General features: G+C 49.0%; 15 protein-coding genes. 11 read left to right on the top strand and 4 right to left on the bottom strand.

Annotated elements, in window-relative coordinates:
- Positions 1-89: 89 nt before the first annotated feature.
- From ACRRNK_RS13070 to ACRRNK_RS13035, 8 genes are all read left to right on the top strand, one after another.
- Positions 90-1,043, top strand: coding sequence for a carbohydrate ABC transporter permease (locus ACRRNK_RS13070; protein ID WP_433946890.1), 954 nt, complete (start codon positions 90-92; stop codon positions 1,041-1,043).
- Between the two features lie 39 nt (positions 1,044-1,082).
- A complete protein-coding gene (locus ACRRNK_RS13065) occupies positions 1,083-1,907 on the top strand; it encodes a carbohydrate ABC transporter permease (RefSeq protein WP_433943177.1) in 825 nt (274 codons plus the stop codon).
- Positions 1,908-1,929: 22 nt separating this feature from the next.
- The gene (locus ACRRNK_RS13060; RefSeq protein WP_433943176.1) at positions 1,930-2,913 is read left to right on the top strand and encodes a Gfo/Idh/MocA family protein; all 984 of its coding nucleotides are present in this window, start codon (positions 1,930-1,932) and stop codon (positions 2,911-2,913) included.
- Positions 2,900-3,727, top strand: coding sequence for a sugar phosphate isomerase/epimerase family protein (locus ACRRNK_RS13055; RefSeq protein ID WP_433943175.1), 828 nt, complete (start codon positions 2,900-2,902; stop codon positions 3,725-3,727). Before ACRRNK_RS13060 ends, ACRRNK_RS13055 begins: the two co-directional genes overlap by 14 nt.
- 21 nt (positions 3,728-3,748) lie before the next feature.
- Positions 3,749-5,086, top strand: coding sequence for a transcriptional regulator (locus tag ACRRNK_RS13050; RefSeq protein ID WP_433943174.1), 1,338 nt, complete (start codon positions 3,749-3,751; stop codon positions 5,084-5,086).
- Positions 5,079-6,284 carry a M20 metallopeptidase family protein gene (locus tag ACRRNK_RS13045; RefSeq protein ID WP_433943173.1) on the top strand — a complete coding sequence of 402 codons (1,206 nt, stop codon included), beginning with the start codon at positions 5,079-5,081 and terminating at the stop codon, positions 6,282-6,284. Before ACRRNK_RS13050 ends, ACRRNK_RS13045 begins: the two co-directional genes overlap by 8 nt.
- A gap of 108 nt (positions 6,285-6,392) precedes the next feature.
- The gene (locus tag ACRRNK_RS13040; RefSeq protein ID WP_433943172.1) at positions 6,393-7,688 is read left to right on the top strand and encodes a hypothetical protein; all 1,296 of its coding nucleotides are present in this window, start codon (positions 6,393-6,395) and stop codon (positions 7,686-7,688) included.
- A 13-nt stretch (positions 7,689-7,701) separates the two neighbouring features.
- Positions 7,702-8,688: a dihydrodipicolinate synthase family protein gene (locus ACRRNK_RS13035; protein WP_433943171.1), complete on the top strand. Its 987-nt coding sequence runs from the start codon at positions 7,702-7,704 to the stop codon at positions 8,686-8,688.
- A 27-nt stretch (positions 8,689-8,715) separates the two neighbouring features.
- Here the strand turns inward: ACRRNK_RS13035 and ACRRNK_RS13030 are convergent, their stop codons facing one another.
- Positions 8,716-9,279, bottom strand: coding sequence for a PadR family transcriptional regulator (locus ACRRNK_RS13030; RefSeq protein WP_433943170.1), 564 nt, complete (start codon positions 9,277-9,279; stop codon positions 8,716-8,718).
- Between the two features lie 317 nt (positions 9,280-9,596).
- On the opposite strand from ACRRNK_RS13030, the gene ACRRNK_RS13025 reads away from it, so the two are divergent.
- Entirely contained in the window at positions 9,597-10,439 is an 843-nt protein-coding gene (locus ACRRNK_RS13025; protein WP_433943169.1) for an aldo/keto reductase, read from the top strand.
- A gap of 91 nt (positions 10,440-10,530) precedes the next feature.
- Here the strand turns inward: ACRRNK_RS13025 and ACRRNK_RS13020 are convergent, their stop codons facing one another.
- Positions 10,531-11,184, bottom strand: coding sequence for an HAD-IA family hydrolase (locus tag ACRRNK_RS13020; RefSeq protein ID WP_433943168.1), 654 nt, complete (start codon positions 11,182-11,184; stop codon positions 10,531-10,533).
- 243 nt (positions 11,185-11,427) lie between these two features.
- Between ACRRNK_RS13020 and ACRRNK_RS13015 the strand changes: the two genes are divergently transcribed.
- Both ACRRNK_RS13015 and ACRRNK_RS13010 read left to right on the top strand, forming a co-directional pair.
- Complete coding sequence (locus tag ACRRNK_RS13015; protein ID WP_433946889.1) at positions 11,428-12,627, top strand: MFS transporter; 1,200 nt, start codon at positions 11,428-11,430, stop codon at positions 12,625-12,627.
- A gap of 53 nt (positions 12,628-12,680) precedes the next feature.
- Positions 12,681-13,220, top strand: a complete 540-nt coding sequence (locus ACRRNK_RS13010; protein WP_433943167.1) for a GNAT family N-acetyltransferase — start codon at positions 12,681-12,683, stop codon at positions 13,218-13,220.
- A gap of 208 nt (positions 13,221-13,428) precedes the next feature.
- On the opposite strand, the gene ACRRNK_RS13005 is transcribed toward ACRRNK_RS13010, so the two are convergent.
- Positions 13,429-14,931 carry a hypothetical protein gene (locus ACRRNK_RS13005; RefSeq protein WP_433943166.1) on the bottom strand — a complete coding sequence of 501 codons (1,503 nt, stop codon included), beginning with the start codon at positions 14,929-14,931 and terminating at the stop codon, positions 13,429-13,431.
- 412 nt (positions 14,932-15,343) lie between these two features.
- Positions 15,344-16,267, bottom strand: a complete 924-nt coding sequence (locus tag ACRRNK_RS13000; protein ID WP_433946888.1) for an AEC family transporter — start codon at positions 16,265-16,267, stop codon at positions 15,344-15,346.
- Positions 16,268-16,428 lie beyond the last annotated feature (161 nt).

Here is a 16,428-nt window from a genome sequence, read left to right as displayed (position 1 = left end):
TTTAGAGGTAAGAATCTATAGCACCCTGTCCATGTAACTCTACAGGACATCCGGTTATGCAGGATCTCTGGAGAAAGTGAGGGAACGTGATGGGAAATACGGAACTTGCGCGTACGGAAGTCAAGCATGTGGTCCGCAAGCGTAGAAAAAAACTGAATTCCGATGGAAAATGGGGCCTTCTAATGGTCGCCCCTTATCTTGTTCACTTTGTTGTGTTTGTTCTGGGCTCGCTGATCGCGTCACTATATTTCAGCTTCTCGGATTACGATATCCTCAACCCGCCGAAATGGACGGGACTGGACAATTATACGAAGCTCTTCAATGAGCCAGTCTTCTGGAAGGCACTCGGCAACACGCTTTATTTCGCTGTCCTTTTTGTTCCCTTGCAGACCATTCTGGCACTGATTCTAGCCGCCGCGCTTAATCAGAAGCTCAGGGCTCTCAAGCTGTTCAGGCTAGCCCACTTTCTCCCGGTTATATCTTCCTGGACCGTTATTCTGTATGTGTCGGATACGTTCTTCAATACGCGATTTGGTCTGGCGAATGATCTCCTAATCCGGATGGGTCTTGACCCGCAGACATGGCTCCAGGATCCGCATCTGGTGATCCCGCTTCTAGTGCTCATTGCGGTGTGGAAAGGGATCGGCTACATTATGGTGCTTTTCCTGGCAGGGCTGCAAAATGTGCCCTCGGATGTATACGAAGCCGCAGAGATTGATGGAGCCGGCACATTCAGGAAATTTCTGAATATTACCGTTCCTCTGATCTCGGGAACCACCTTTCTGGTTGTTGTGCTCAGTACGATCTCCACCTTCCAGGCATTTGAGCAGATCTATGTCATGACGGGTGGAGCACAGGATGCCACGGCTGCGGGCGGCCCTAACAATTCAAGCCTTGTGCTTATGATCTATCTGTACCGCGAAGGCTTCTCTTTCCTGCGGATGGGTTATGCTTCCGCGATCGCCTGGGTGCTGTTCGTGCTGCTGTTTATTCTTACGATCGTACAGGTCACCCTGCAGAAGAAGTGGGTGCATTATGAATAAGCTCTTGACTACTGATGATGTTAGGAGGCGGTACCGAATATGACCCAATCCAAGGTACGCAAAACAGTCAGTTATATTGTCATGACGATCAGCTCTTTAATTATGCTGCTGCCCTTCCTGTCCACTGTATTCAATTCATTGAAAACATATGCCCAATTTACTTCGGTACCTCCTAAATGGATTCCAAATCCGGTACAGTGGAGCAATTACAGTGAGGTCTGGAAGCTGGGGCCATTCGCGCAATATATCTCAAACAGCGCGATCGTTACCGTTTTGTCCGTTATCGGGGCGCTCATTTCCTGCTCCATGGTGGCTTACGCATTCGCAAGAATCGAATTCCCGTTCCGCAACACCCTGTTCATGGTTGTCCTGGGAACGATGATGATTCCCGCGGTAGTCCTGATCATTCCGCAATTTGTTATCTTCAAATCCTTGGCGATGCTGGATACCCTGACACCGCTATGGCTCCTGGAATGGCTGGCACAACCATTTGGAATCTTCCTGATGCGTCAAGCGTTCCTCACGATCCCCAAGGATTATGAGGAATCCGCCAAGCTGGACGGCTGCAATCCGTTCCAGATTTACTGGAGAATCTTCATGCCCATGTGCAAGCCGACCTTCGCCACACTTGCGGTATTCACCTTCATGACTAAGTGGAATGAGATTCTGTCGCCGGCGATCTTCCTGACCTCCAAAGAGAACTTTACTCTCCCAATCGGGATTCTGTCTCTGGGTGGTCAATATAATGGAGGCGAGCAGTACGTGGTTGCCGCCGCACTGCTGAGTCTCGTGCCGATCCTGCTGGTGTTCCTATTTGCAGAGAAATATTTTGTTCAAGGCAGCAATTCTGCTGGTATCAAGTGAGTATTGAGGGGAGGAGCCTTGTATGAGCTTCAAGGCAGCTGTTATAGGAGGAGGCATTATCTCACGGAACCATCTGGATGCGATCCGCTTGATGCCGGAGATTGCTGCCGTAGCCGTGGCTGATCCCAATCTGTCCAAAAGATCATCTTTGGCCGAAGAGTACGGGATAAGCGCCTACGCGGATTATCGCGAGATGGTCCGGCAGGAGAAGCCCGATATCGTGGTTATTGCGGTTCCTCATTTCCTCCATAGGGAGTGTGCGATCTGGTGCTGCTCCCAGGGTTGTCACATTCTTCTGGAGAAGCCGATGGCTCTGAATGTGAAGGAATGCGGTGAGATTATTGAGGCGGCAAGCCGCGCCGGGGTTACCCTCCTTGTCGGTCATACCCAACACTATCTGCCCGCGAATATTCAGGCGAAGAAGCTGATCGAAGGGAAGGAGCTTGGTGAGCTTATTGCAATCCAGGATACACGTCATCTTCATTACTATAAGGACGAACGACCAGAGTGGTTCTTCGAGAAGGCTAAATCCGGGGGAGGCATTATGATGAACCTGGGTGCCCACTCCATTGATAAAATTCAGTTTATCACCGGGAGCCGGGTCGCCCGAATCCACGCGGCTCTCAGTTATCACGGACCTAAAGGAGATGTGGAAGGCAGCGGAATGGTCTTCCTTCAGACAACGAGCGGCTTGGCAGCTACCATTGTTCAGTCCGGGTACGAAGGTGTGTCTGCAGATACTACAGACTTGATCTTCACACAAGGGATGGCCAGGCTCATCTCTGGCCAAGGGTTGTGGATCTCGCGGCATGGACAGTATGTGCAGTGCGTGTTGGAGGAACAGGTAGATCCCTTCGTTCTCCAATTCAGGGATCTACTTGAGGGAATCAGAACCGGACAGGAGCCGGAAAGCTCCGGAGCTTATGCCCGAACCGTCATAGCAGCCATTGAAGCCATATACGCCTCGGACGCGCAGGGAGGTGAACGGTTCCTTGAGTTATCCTGAATCTGCTCTATGGAAGTACAGCATTTGTTCGACTGGCCTCAAATCAAAGTCTTTACTGGAAGTGCTTGATGCGGCCAAGAGCCTTTCTCTGGATGGAGTGGAGCTGTGGTCACAGCATCTTGAAGATTTTGTTTACCAGGGAGGGAGCTTAGAGGAGGTTCGGGGGCTTCTTATAGCTCGGGGACTTGAGGTTCCAGCCATAGCGGCTTATACGTATTTCTCCAAGGATGCGGAAGATATCCATGCGGATCTGGTTCAGCTTAACCGGGCGGCTGAGCTCGCACAGGGAGTCGGCAGCCCGCGAATCCGTACTTTTGCCGGGCATGTACCCTCCGCCCATGCAGGTCAAGAGGAATGGAACCAGACTATGGATGGGCTCCGGGAAGCCTCTGCCCGCTGCGAAGAGGCAGGGCTCCGATTAGCGGTTGAAATTCATAACAATACGTATGCGGACCGCCTGGACCGGATTAAGGCACTTATCCAGGAAGCCGGGTCAGGCAGTCTGGAGCTGATCTATGATCCATTCAATCTTTTTGTAGATCGTCAGGAACCCGGACCTGTGTTAAATGAACTTCGACCTTGGATATCCCACGTGCACTTCAAGAATTATATCTGGGATCACCGTAATTGGAACCTGAGTGAGCCTGTGCCGGTCCTACAGGGAGATTGTGACCATAAGCTTCTGATTAATGCTCTGCTTGCATCCGGATATGATGGGTTTATTTCGTTTGAGTATTTTGGTGATTCAAGCCTCAGTCTGGCCAGTCGTTCTCTCGCAGAGATTCGGACTTACCTGCACCATGTTCTTTCGTAAATAGGCATGGAGGTGATCAGCATGACCCTGAATTTAAAAGTAGCCGTAATTGGTCCTCAGGATTTAGTTCAGGCAATTATGGAGCTTGGGTCAAAGTATGAGGGACTAACGATGCTCCCAGCAGCGTATCAGCATGAGAAGGATACTCTACAGCTTGCGGCAGAGGTGGGAACACAGGCGGATATTCTTCTGTTCACCGGACCGATTCCGTACCAGATTGCCCTTGGACAAATTAAGGATAAGCCAATGGTGCACGTTCATTATTCTGGAACCGCGCTGTATAAAGTGCTCTTCGATTTCATTCGGGACGAAGTCCTTCATCTAGGGGATAAAGGGCTTAAGATCAGTGTGGACGTTCTCGAACGTGAGGAGATCGAGGAACGGCTTACCGAGATCGGAATGACTGATTATGAGCTCTATGTGAAGTCTTATACGGTAGGCATCGAGACCGAAGAACTGGTCTCCTTTCATCATCAGCTCTGGAAAGATGGCAAGGTAAAGGTCACTGTGACGTCGGTTACATCGGTCTATGAACGCCTCAAGCAGCTGGGTGTTCCTGTGTACAGAGTGGTTCCCACCCTGTCCTCAATCAGGGATACCCTGAACCGGGCCCTTCTTGAGGCCAAAAGTCTCAAGTTCAGCAGCACGCAGATTGCTGTTGGGATTATGAACATTGATAATTTTATGAAGGTTTCCAAAGAAGTTGCCTCCGAATATGAACTTCAGCGAAAAAAACTTGTACTTCAACAGATTCTGCTCGATTACGGGGAAGAAACGCAGGCATTAATCAAATGGACCGATGGGGATGAGGTCTCCTTCATCACAACCAGGGGAATCATTGAACAGTCGACCAAAAAGTTCCAGGAGGCGCCGCTCCTGCTTGAAATTATGGAGAAGCTTCAGTGGAAAGCAAGCATCGGGATCGGAATCGGCCGAACCGCGAATGAAGCGGAAGGCAAAGCAAGAGAAGCCTTGCTAAAGGCGAAGCTGAGCGGAGGCGGGAACTGCTTCCTGATTATGCAGGACGGACTTGTATACGGACCTATGGGATCGGAGCTGATTCTGGAGTATTCCGTACGAAGTGAGGATCCGCAGCTTCTCTCTATCGCCAAGAAGGTAGGCTTAAGTGTCGGCACGATCAACAAGCTCCAGTCTTTCTGTAACAGACTGGGGACAACGACATTCACGGCTTCCCAGCTGGCTGAAGGCTTCGGCATAACATTGCGAAGTGCTCGCCGGATTATGGCTGTGCTGGAGAAGTTCGAGATTGCCCGAATCGTTGGGGAAGAGCAGCCGGCAGGCCGCGGCAGACCCCGTCAAATCTATCACATAACCTTGGAAGGAGTAGGCCATGAATAGAGAGAGCATTTGGACAAAAGCCCTGTCACTAAGTGATGATCTTACGGCCATACGCCGTCATTTGCATAAGTATCCGGAGCTAGGCTTTGAAGAAGTGCTGACCTCGGCTTATGTGGCGGGGGAGCTCGGCAAGCTCGGTCTAATTGTACAGACCGGGCTTGCCGGTACGGGCATCGTGGCCCTGCTTAAAGGAGGCAGGCCCGGACCGGTTATTGCTCTCCGCGCCGACATGGACGCCCTTCCGCTTCTGGAACAGACAGGACTCCCCTTCGCCTCCTTGCATGAAGGACGGATGCATGCTTGCGGCCACGACGGGCATATGGCGATGCTGCTCGGTGCGGCGCGGATCCTGACTGGCCACCGCGAAGAGCTTGCGGGGACGGTGAAGTTTATTTTTCAGCCGGCGGAGGAAATGCTGGGCGGTGCCCGGCATATGATTAAAGCGGGGGCACTGGAATCGCCCCGGGTAGATGCGATTGTCGGCCTGCACCTGTGGCCGGATCTGCCGACTGGCCAATTCGGTCTGCGCCCTGGCACCATTATGGCAAGTATGGACCATGTGAATATCACGGTCCATGGGACGGCCGGTCATGGTGCAGCCCCGCATCAGGGTGTTGACGCGATCCTGGTCGCTGCGCATGTGATGACCGCGCTGCAATCGCTCATCAGCAGGGAGAGTGATCCGGCTGATCCGGTGGTGCTCAGTATGGGCTCCATTCATGGCGGCAGCCTGCCTAACATTATTGCCGACCGGGTGGAGATCAAAGGTACCGTTCGGGCGGTTCGTGAGGATACGCGCCAGCGTATGGCCAAGCGTATTCAGGAGCTTGCCGGCAGCGTTGCGGCGGGAATGAATGGACGGGCTGAGGTAAGCTATACCTATGGCTACCCGCCAACTGTGAATGATCCCCAGCTAATCCTGTGGGCTGAGGAGACATTGTGTAAAGCGCCTGAGGAGGTCTCGGTTGTTCAGATGCAGCATTCGCAGATGACAAGTGAGGACATGGCCTATTATATGGACCAGGTGCCAGGGGCTTTTTTGCTAGTGGGTGCCGGAGGCGCCGGGCGGGGTGAATTTCCGCTACATCATCCCCGAATGACGATTGACGAGAAGGCTCTTGTGCATGGCGCGGCGTTTCTGGCTGATTTTACACTCAGAATAAGTAATGGGTTAAATTCGGGTTCAAATTCCAGTTGAATATTCCAAGTGAAAACTCCAGGTAAAATTCCTCCTAGGGGACAGGAGACTTCATGCGAGGTGTGGAATAGAGTCTTCAAGACCTTGATCACATACAGGAGGTTAGAGATGATGAATGGGCCTATCTTACCGGTGAAGCCGCTTATCGGCAAAGAGACGGTATCCCGGATCGAAGCGGATTATGACCGTTTCCGGGAAGGCATGCCAGACCAGGTTGAACAATACATTTTGGATCGCTATGGAGTAGATGTCTCATCACGGTATGGTGCCGCACCCATAAGAAACCCTTTTGGCAAGGCATCTGGTCAGCTGTCGGTTAATTTGGAACAGGTTCGGGCCGATTCAAAGGCCGGGCTTGGCTTTGTGGTCCTAAAGACAGTCGTTGCCGAGAATCCGCAGGGGAACCGGTCGATGAAGGAATGGGCGGTGAAGGAGACCCGGATGGTGGTGAATCAGATCACCGGCAAGGAGACGGGTGAGCTTGGATGGAATGTGACCTGGAGAGGGCGGGGCTGGTATGGGACCTTGAATGCCTATTTGGAATTTTTCCGGTCAGCATTGGAGGCAGGAAGAACCCGCGGAACGGTCATAGTCCCCTCATGCAAATATCACCTTCCGAGTCAGACCGAGCTTGAATATCAGCTTGATGAGTATCGGTATACGACCCAAATGTTATACAAGGTATGGAAGGAAGCCGGAGAGACTGGACCGCTCCAAATGGAGAAGGATTTCAGTCCTACGGTAGCGGGTTCCGGCCTTGCCAGCCAGAAGAACACCGTTCTTGAATGGTTGAGACAAGTCCCTTATCTGATTAAATCTTCAGTTCCAGAAAGTGACGTTCAGCTTGGAATTAAGCTGATGAACACGATGTTTGATGATAAATTTCAACTGGAATCGTTCCGGTTCCTCCTGGAAGAAGGCCGGACACGGCCTGATTATGTGGTATATGCGAACCGGTTGTATGATTCACACCTTAAATTTTTGGGCAAGGAAGGGGCAGCTTATGGCGGCCCGGATTTGAGCACGCGCAATCTCAGGATTCTATCAAGACTGCGCAAGATGGAAATTCAGGGGAAGCTGAAGAGACCGATCCCTCCATTATCCGGGACAGGGAATGTGCATTCCGGCAAGATGACTGTGGAATATGCCCTCCGCGGGGCGGAGAGTGTGCAGATGCATACGATGTTCCAACGGCCGAATTCAGCCTTTGGCATGCGCACGGGCAGCAAGACCGAGCGGGCGCTTCATGAGCTATATTTTCATCCTGGAGAAGGATTGATTACTTGGATGCTGCATCTGAAAGAACATCAGGAGATTGATTGTCCGGATGGAATAATCCGGTTCAGAGATATGGCTTCCTGGTACCGGAACAAAGGTAAGGAGTACTTTCTGTACATGGTATAGGGGGAATGCAAGCATGCGGGATTATAAGCTGATCAGGGAACAGTTAACCGGAGGAATGATCCCGGCTGTTCCTGTTCCGCGTTCGGCGGATGGAAGCATACATGCTCAAGCTCATGAGAATTATGCAGAGTATATGGCAGCACAGAGGATTCTCGGGGTTGCCCTTTGGGTGCACACTGGAAGAGGTCTGCAGCTAACCCGTTCTGAAAGAGAATATGTGCTTCGGTGCTGGAGGACCAGGCTTAAGCCGGAGCAGGCGATTGTCGCAGGTGTCGGTTCTCTGATCGATCCATCATGGCCTGAAGATGAGAGAATCAAGCGTTGGTCCGCTTCAAGCCACGCGATGGCGGTCGATGCTATGAACTGGGGAGCGGACGCACTGCTCGTCTTCCCACCGGTCATCTTCCGTGAGCTTGCCTCTTCTGAGCGGGATCAGGCCATAATTGACTATCACCGAAGCCTTGCGGATCAAGGTTATCCGCTTATTCTGTTCTACCTGTATGAAGAGGCTGGAGGAATCAAATATTCGCCAGAGGTACTTAAAGTACTGCTCGAGCTGCCCCAAGTGATTGGAATCAAAATGGCGACTCTTGACAGCGTCATGACGATGCAGGATGTCTCTGTGATCCTCCATAACCACTTCCCGGACAAGCTGTTCTTCACCGGGGAGGACCGGATGTTCGGGTATTCCCTCATGCGGGGAGCGAAGAGTGCTCTGGTTGGGCTTGGAGCGGCATTCCCTAATATACAGGCGGATCTGATTCAGGCTTATAGTGAGGGTAATTATGAGAAATTCATGGACTTATCGGCGCGGATTGATGGATTTGCTGAAGCCGCATTTGTGGCTCCCATGGATAAGTATATTTTGCGTATGTTATGGTGCCTTGTGCTTGCCGGTGTGATCCCTGCTGAAGCGGCGGGTGAGCTTGGCGGTTATGAGATAAGCCAGGATGAGATTGATGTCTTGCGACAAGCAATTTCTTCCAACCAGCTATATTAAAAAAAGTAACTAGACAACTTCGGCGGCCTAAAGTGAGTTTTTCGTCTTGCGTGAGGTCGGTCTTGAGCGGTCCAGGTCATCCACAATCATATTCATCTGTTCCTTGAGCTGATCCAAGGCACTGCGGAACCGTTCCCAGTGGAAAGGATGGCCGACCGTAGCTTTCTCCGCTTTACCGATGAGCAGCAGCAGCTCGGATAGCTCGTCTTTGAATTCCTTGCCATGTCCTTCCCGTTCAATCCGGTATAGTTCCTTTCGATAGGCAGAAGCCCCATACAGCTCCTGAATTGGCATGTCGTTTAGAAATTGGCGGCCTGATTCGGTCAGGCTGTATACTTTTTTTCCTTCGGCAGCCTCGGATGCAATTAACTTTCTTGCTTCCAGCATGTTCAGTGTTGGGTAGACGGACCCTGCGCTCGGTACATATATTCCGCCAGATTCTTCCTCAAGCGCTTTAATCATTTGATAGCCATGCATGGGTCCATGGGTGAGCAGCTCAAGCAGGGCATATTTCACACCACCCCGTCCGAAGAAACGCTTTTTCCGTTCGTTTTTCCCGCTGCTTGAAGGCATGAAATTCGAGTTCTCCATTGTTCTTTAAATCCCCTAGATCTTAACAATTTTATTCCTGTTCAAGGAATGAAATAAAAAAATAATCAAGATGGAGTGAACTAAAGAATTAAACGTTGGGAGTCAGGCAACTACTTGTTACGCCTGGACATTAATCACGCAGCCTTTAGTTCAATCTATCTAATTAGTATAATTCATAAAAATTACCTTTCATAGGGAATATTACGCTTCGGATGGGGTAAGTATCAAATATGTGCCTTCTTTTCTTTCTCAGCCTGGCCAGCCTATAATGTTCATGGATTAACTATGCAATTACAATCTAAGGAGGATTTACGTTCATGCCTAACCATTTACAAGATACAGTCACACTAAACAACGGAGTAGAAATGCCATGGTTCGGTCTTGGCGTATGGCAGGTCAAAGACGGGGATGAGGTATTGAGCTCGGTGAAGACCGCGATTCGTCACGGCTACCGAAGCATTGACACCGCCGCGGCATATAAGAATGAGGAAGGCGTAGGACAAGCTATACGTGAGGCGCTGCAGGAGAATGGACTAAAGCGTGACGAGCTGTTCATCACAACCAAGGTGTGGAATGCGGACCAGGGATATGAGTCAACCTTGGCGGCAATCGATGACAGTCTGAACAAGCTGGGGCTTGACTACGTGGACCTTTACCTGATCCATTGGCCTGTTAAAGGCAAATACAAAGAAACCTGGAAGGCTCTTGAGAAGATCTATCAAGATGGCAAAGCCAGAGCGATTGGTGTGTGTAACTTCCAAGTGCATCATCTGGAGGATTTGATGGAGGATGCCAAGATCATCCCGGCTCTTAATCAGATTGAGCTTCATCCATATCTGAGCCAGAAGGAAATTCGTGATTTCTGTGCGAAGAAAGGAATTGCGGTGGAAGCCTGGTCTCCACTTGCTCAGGGCAAGGTGGTAAAGGATGAGACGATTAAGGCGATCGGTGATAAATATGGTAAAACCGCTGCCCAGGTTGTCCTTCGTTGGGACCTTCAGAACAGCATCATCACCATCCCGAAATCAGTCCATGAAGACCGGATTACAGGCAACGCCGATGTCTTCAACTTTGAATTAAGCCCGGAGGATATGGCTGCCATAGATTCGCTGAATCTGAATGAACGTACCGGTCCAGATCCGGACAACTTTAACTTCTAGGTAGATTTAGTTATTTATCTGATTCTGTTGATGAACACAAGGCTGGAGCTTCTGCTTCAGCCTTTTTGTTGATTAATTGAGATTGCTTTCGTCAAATCGATTTAATTCTGCAGGGCATTGTTTGTGTAACTAATCGTAATAATTCCTCAGGAGTATGACATATAAGGTCGGGAGAAGATTTGGCAAGTAAGTCTGGAGAATCAAACCCCCAAGTGACAGCAATTACTTTTGCGTTTATTTTTTTGCAAGCCTGGATATCGCGCAGCTCGTCTCCGATATACAGGATGTCATTCGTGGTTATTCCAAGTTTTTTTGTCATGCTTGCAATTGCTTTGTGCTTGCCAAATAAGTTGGTTGCAGAATGAATATAATCAAAGAAGTCTAATTGATGAACCGCTATAAATTTGTGAATATTCTCCGTGGTATTAGAAGATAAGATACCAAGAGAATAGCCTAGTTCCTTCAATTCAATTAGAATTTCTCTAGTTCCTCTTACAGGTTCCAGATTGACAATTTCTTTTTTGTATTCCTTTTTGCCTTCAATTAATAAGGCCGGGAGCTTATAAGCAGGTATATTCAGCACTTTCAATCTGTCCGGGATGGACATATTCGATAATGCTGGAATTTCCTCATCGCTAATACTTCTTCCACCATACTTCGCACCGAGTTGGTTAAAAATATGGATCGCTAATGCCTTGGACCCAACCAGAGTCCCATCAAAGTCAAAGATTATGTAAGGTCTCATTCCGAGTACCACCTTCATTACCGAATCTACTTATTTTCAAAACGCTTTTTAAAGCTTTACCATTTTATTGTATTTTATTTTTGTTATCAGAGATACGGGAAGAAAGTACGACTTGTGTGATTCTGAAAATTGTGAAAAGAATACATTTCCTCTTTTCATCCTCTCCAAAATGTGGCATGATTCCATTTAAAACTATTTACAAAGAGAAAGGGAGGGAGAAAGGTGAGCAAAGCTGCTGCCGTTATGAGATCCGCTGTAAATAACGCCACCGTATTTCCTATATTATTCGCTGTAAGTATAGTCCATTTGCTAAATGATGCTATGCAGTCGGCCATACCGGCGCTATTTCCGGTTCTGAAGGATTCGTTGTCGCTGACCTATGGGCAGATCGGCTGGATCACTTTTGCCATGAATATCACAGCCTCTGTACTGCAGCCGGTTGTTGGCATCTATTCAGATCTCAGGCCAAGGCCCTACATACTTCCTTTCGGTGTATGCTTCACGCTGCTGGGCGTTGTCCTGGTGGCCTTCGCTCCAAATTATTTGTATATCCTCCTGGCGGTTACCTTGATCGGAATAGGCTCGTCTGTATTCCACCCGGAATCATCCCGTGTTGCTTATCTTGCAGCTGGTCCCCGGCGGGGGCTGGCCCAGTCGATCTTTCAGGTCGGCGGGAATTTCGGCAGCTCACTGGGACCTTTGATGACCGCGCTGATTTTTGTTCCGCTGGGACAGTTCAGTGTGATCTGGTTCAGTATCGCAGCGCTTATAGCTATCGGGATTCAATACCGGGTTGCCAAATGGTATAGCGCCCAGGAACTGAAGCCAAGGAGAAAGGCATCTGCTGTGCAGGCTGGCAGCAGACGGACTTTGTCCAAGACGAAGGTGATCGTTGCGATGACGATTCTGGTCCTGCTTGTATTTTCCAAGAATGTGTACATGGTCAGCATTACGAATTTCTATTCGTTCTTTGTGATAGAACAATTTGGGATTACGAAGCAGACTGCTCAGTGGTTTTTGTTCGCTTTTCTTGCTTCGTCGGCTGTAGGGACTTTCTTCGGTGGGCCGCTTGCAGACCGTTATGGAAGAAGAAGCATTATTTGGTTGTCCATTCTTGGCACCGCACCGTTCTCATTGCTTCTGCCATACGCCAATTTGTTCTGGTCCGGCGTTCTTGTTGTATGCGCAGGTTTCATCCTTTCCTCGGCGTTCTCGATCATTGTAGTGTATGCTCAGGAGCTTCTGCCCGGTAAGGTGGGTCTGGTGTCTGGACTCTTCTTCGGTCTTGCCTTCGGACTTGGGGGGATTGGCTCAGCTGTGCTGGGGCACTACGCGGACGCAACAAGCATTACTAATGTTATGAAGGTATGTGCATTCCTGCCTTTGATTGGACTGCTTACAATCTTCCTGCCTAAAGATAAGGAGCTTCAAGAGGCTGTTTAAGTCGCTAGGGCACGATAAAAGGGGCCGGATTCCTGGACCAAGGGAGGGTTCAAATGTTCAAGCACGTTATAGATGAAGGCTTATCCTTGAAGCTGCTAGGTATCCGGGACGCTGCCCGATTATTTGAACTTACAAATCAGGACAGGGATATGCTAGACGAGTGGCTACCTTGGGTCAAGTACACTCACAAGGTCGGTGATTCAGAGGATTTCATTCAATCCCAGCTGGATATCTTCGCACGCGGAATTGGCATAAGCTGTAGTATCGTGTATCAAGGTGAGATTGCAGGCTGCATTTCGGTGATGGATATCAATCAGGCTAACCGGACAGCATCGATTGGTTATTGGCTCGGTTCGGCTTATCAAGGCAAAGGACTTATGACTAAATCATGCAAAGCTATGATTGATTATGCTTTTGGAGAGCTGGGACTTAATCGGATAGAGATCAGGGCGGGAGTAGGAAATCAGAAGAGCAGATCCATTCCGGAAAGACTTGGCTTCACTGAGGAAGGGGTAATCCGGCAGGCTGAGCTTAACGGGAAGCGTTATATCGACCATGTGGTCTACGGTATTCTGGCTTCGGAGTGGATTTGAGCTTAGGAATGGAATTCTAGCTTTACCAGCTTACCAAGGAAGCGGTTGATCCATAATGGTAGGTTACGTTAATAAGAGAGGACGGCCTGTAAGGGCTGTTCTCTCTTTATTATGCAAATATAGACATACTGGACTTGTTATAAAAATAAACCGGCTGTCCCCGATTCCTCGGGTTCAGCCGGTCTCATAAGCTGAGGAACAACCAGGTCTAGTTCGGCTGGTACGGACGGACGACCAGGACTGTGGCTTCGGCCTTGTGTCCTTGATATTCAGCAGTGATCTTCGTAAGTCCAGGAGCCAGCCCGGTGATGTTTCCTTGATCGTCAATCGATGCTATGTCCGGATGCTCAATTGTGAACCGGGTATCCGTTGTAACAGGAAGGGTCGTTCCGTCTGTCTTCCTGAGAAGTGCAACAATATCAAAAGTTGTATTCACCGTAATGGAGTATTCTTCCGAATCCAGGTAATAGCTTTCCTCACTACCCCCAGGGCCTTCGTTAGGGGAGACCGACTTGAATTTGGTAAGTGCCAGCTGCGCCGCGTTGTCGGTCTTGCTTAACAGCAGCAGTCCCCCTCCAGGAATCGGAGCCCGGCGAGCTGCATTAAGAGAGGAATAACCGGGAATCTCTTGACTCAATACGTCAAGGATAGCCCCTTTGGAATCAACGTTTAGAGTCACATGATTCCCTGTAACCTTGTTTATGCCTGATATGAGGAATCCACGAGAAGATGGCTCCAGATCATAGAAGTTAACGTTTGCAAGCTCCGGAGTGGTATCAGCCAATTTCTTGCTCCATACCGTCTGTCCTTGTTCGTTTATTTTCCAAAGGCCCTCCGTATTAAGCAATACATACCCGTCGTGCTCAGGGGCTTTCTCGATCTCATTATAAGTTAATCTGCCCCAATCCAGTGTCTCTTTAATTCGTTTGAACTTCACTTGACCAGCTGCGTCATATTTCACCAGTAGAGGATAACTTTGCCGTGCCCCATAGACTTGTGTCCTGCCTATAGCCCAATAGCCCCCATCCTCAGATTCAATGACATCACTGTACGATTGATCATCACTATACTCGACGAGCTCATTATTTCGGAAATAATGCTCCCATTCCTTCACTCCATTGGCTCCTACCTTGACAATATAAGCGCGCGCTGTGTCCGATACATTATAGGTTGATGTGGTCACGATATAACCTCCATCACTAGTCTCTCGAACCTCATTGACCGGATTATCACCGTAGTTACCATACATTTGTCCCCACTCTCTCTGCCCTGAGGCAGAAAGCTTGAGCAGATAGGCCCGATATACAAACTTGCCTCCGCTATCGTCCTTAACTGCACCTCCTACCAAATAACCGCCATCTTTTACTTGTCTAATATTGTAACCGTGAACAGCTTCTGTATCATATTGATCCTCAAAGTACTCATTCTGCCATTCCACTTGGCCATTTTTATCAGTCTTGATTACATAGACTTTCGTAATATAACCATCTCGCGGGGTAGTCTCACCTAAAATCACACTTCCTCCGTCAGCAGTGGGAGCAACACTACTGGGCTCGTTGTAGTTAGCCGAATTTCCATAGAACTGGGTCCACTCCTTCTCCAGCACCTCAGTACTTGTGGCTGCATAACTTGAGTGAGCTTGCCCTGACCAAAGGCTTAGTCCGATACATACGGCAGCAAACATCTTCCCATACTTTCGCAAAACTCCCATAAATCCTGATCCCTCCCCAAATTGGCAATGTTATACAAGTTAATTGTGCTGGATAACCTGGTTGTCCGACAGGTACGACGGGACCCAAAAAGACTATGAGCTTTGATGCATTTATCTAAAAGAAAGAGAATACCTGACTATACAGGTCTGACCTTAGTCCTAAGTTGTAAGGGTATTGGGTTTTACCAATTGGAGCAGTCCATTAGGGAATCGAAGTTAATCCACGTGTTAAGGGGGGAACAGATAGTCGGAGAGAGGTACACAAATAATCATCAGCCTTAAATAGGCGATGATATGAAAATAGAGAATTGAATTGAACTTGCAGCAGAAGGACCGAGTTCATAACCAACTCGGGACCTTTCCAGCTGTTCATTCATTTTGCTAGGCAGATTTGGACATATCCGGAACTAACTTATGCCACAAATTTAGTCAGGGAGATTAGCCCGGTTATAGTAATTACATTAAGGAGAGTTGAGATCAGGATCGTCTGGGCCGCAAAATCCGGTTCGTTCTGATATTCTTCAGCCAGAATCGAGGTATTGACGCCAACCGGCATGCCGGAGGCAATGAGCAGGGCCTGGGCCGGAATCCCTTTGAGGCCGAGCAGCAGAATCAGCACGAAGCCAACGGCAGGCGCGAGCAGCAGCCTAAGACCCACACTTAGATAGACCTCCAACCGGTCCAGCCTGAGCGGATATTTAATAATCTGTGCTCCGAGCGTCAGAAGTGCGATTGCGACCATGGACTGGTTGCCATATTGAAGCGGATGGTAGAGGAACATGGGAAGTGGAACGCTGAATATATGCATGACGAGTCCCAGCACAAGTGCATAGGGGACGGGCATCTTCAGAAAGCCTATGATGGCGTGGCGGTATAAGCCTTCCTTCTTCGCACCCTGGATGGAGATAACTCCATATGTGAATGTAACTAGACTATTCATCGACATAATCAGGGCCTGAATCGAACTGGCAAGGGGATCCCCCTTGAAAGCCAGAGTATTGATCGGCAGTCCGTAATTCCCAGAATTGTCAATGATCAGACTGTTCGTAAATGCCGCTTTCATGCCCTTTGTAAATTTACGCTGCCGTGATACGAGCGTGGCGACCCCATAGAGAATCAGTACATACAAGGTATAGAAAAGGGCCACATTTCCAAAGAGCGCAGGTGACATTTCTGATTTGTACATGCTGATAAAGACCGCTGCGGGTGTTATGAAATAAAAATTGATTTTGGTTAGCGTATAGAGGTCGAGCCGGAATATGTACTGCATCACCGAACCGATGCTGATCAGTATAAATATCGGCAGCACGACTTGAACAAGGATGACTGCAATCATGAGTATAAATTCATCTTCTTTCATTAGGATCTCGCTGGCAGGATTGTCGGCGCTGATCATTATACCATGCTCAGGGATAGGTATGAATGAGAGATTATGGCAATGAAAAAATCCAATGAAAGTGATTTATTGTAATCTTCGACAAAGGTTATCAGCAATCA

The organism is Paenibacillus sp. SN-8-1 (genome assembly GCF_050995535.1).
In the GTDB taxonomy this organism is placed as follows: Bacteria; Bacillota; Bacilli; order Paenibacillales; family Paenibacillaceae; genus Fontibacillus.
Note: the sequence above shows the minus strand (reverse complement) of the source record. Positions and strands in the feature narration are given on the sequence as shown.